The 1,360-nt window shown below is 63.4% G+C and carries 1 protein-coding gene; it reads left to right on the top strand.

The window, feature by feature from the left end; all coding sequences use genetic code 11:
- Positions 1-91 precede the first annotated feature (91 nt).
- Positions 92-793 carry an orotidine-5'-phosphate decarboxylase gene (gene pyrF, locus G7009_RS27250; RefSeq protein WP_181133375.1) on the top strand — a complete coding sequence of 234 codons (702 nt, stop codon included), beginning with the start codon at positions 92-94 and terminating at the stop codon, positions 791-793.
- Positions 794-1,360: the final 567 nt, after the last annotated feature.

Below are 1,360 nucleotides of genomic sequence, written 5' to 3'. Positions count from 1 at the left end.
CCGATTTCCTCCCAACGACCTCCGGCCCCCCGCTCCCCAACCACATCGTTTACAATGCGCGCCGATTTCGACTTGCCATGAGACCCCGACCATGTCCACCTGCCAGACGCCCCTGATCGTTGCCCTGGATTTCCCCACCCGTGAGGCCGCCCTGAAATTGGCCGACCAGCTTGACCCGGCGCTGTGCCGTGTCAAGGTAGGCAAGGAGCTGTTCACCAGCAGCGCTTCCGGCATCGTGGAAACGCTGTGCGAGAAGGGCTTCGAGGTGTTCCTGGACCTGAAATTCCACGACATCCCCAACACCACCGCGATGGCCGTGAAAGCCGCTGCCGAGATGGGCGTGTGGATGGTCAATGTGCACTGCTCCGGTGGCCTGCGCATGATGGCGGCCTGCCGTGAAGTGCTGGACAAGCGCAGCGGTCCCCAGCCGTTGCTGATCGGCGTTACCGTGCTGACCAGCATGGAACGTGAGGATCTGGCGGCAATCGGCCTGGATATCGAGCCTCAGGAGCAGGTACTGCGTCTGGGCGCGTTGGCCAAGCAGGCAGGGATGGACGGTCTGGTGTGCTCGGCGCTCGAGGCGCCGGCGCTGAAGGCGGCGCTGCCTTCGCTGAAGCTGGTGACACCCGGTATTCGTCCGGCGGGCAGCGCGCAGGATGACCAGCGCCGTATCCTCACCCCGCGCCAGGCATTGGACGCGGGGTCGGACTACCTGGTCATCGGCCGTCCGATCAGCCAGGCAGCCGATCCGGCACAGGCATTGGCCGCGGCGGTCGCCGAGATCCGGGGCTGATCGAGGTATACACTACGTCATCGCCACCCAGGGTTTCGTGACTGGCAGTTCCAGCTGGGAGACGAAGCCTTGGGAGGATTCGAGATAGCAGATTCTCTCGATGACGCTCCACGTCTGGCGAGCAATCGCTGAACCCCAGGCCATGACCCTGATGCCAGTCAGTCAAGGGGAAGCAGTCGGCTCTAACGCTGGTGCTTAGCCTTGCTTCGGGAGTCTTAAGGGACGCTGCCGGCTTTAGGGTTGCAGTGATGCTGCCGGCCTATCGCGGGACAAGCCCGCTCGCCACCGGTGTGCGGTGTCCCGGTGGCGAGCAATCGCTGAACCCAGACCATGATTGTAATGCCAGTCAGTTAGGGGGAAGCAGTCGGCTCTAACGCTGGTGCTTAGCCTTCGGCTTCGGGAGTCTTAAGGGACGCTGCCGGCTTTAGGGTTGCAGTGACGCTGCCGGCCTATCGCGGGACAAGCCCGCTCGCCACCGGTGTGCGGTGTCCCGGTGGCGAGCAATCGCTGAACCCAGACCATGATTGTAATGCCAGTCAGTTAGGGGGAAGCAGTCGGCTCTAACGC

This window comes from Pseudomonas capeferrum (assembly GCF_013523055.1).
Classification (GTDB): domain Bacteria; phylum Pseudomonadota; class Gammaproteobacteria; order Pseudomonadales; family Pseudomonadaceae; genus Aquipseudomonas; species Aquipseudomonas capeferrum_A.
Note: the sequence above shows the minus strand (reverse complement) of the source record. Positions and strands in the feature narration are given on the sequence as shown.

Bases quoted from the DNA above. Each gene is read 5' to 3' on its own strand.
- pyrF (WP_181133375.1), top strand. From the start codon at position 92: ATGTCCACCTGCCAGACGCCCCTGATCGTTGCCCTGGATTTCCCCACC.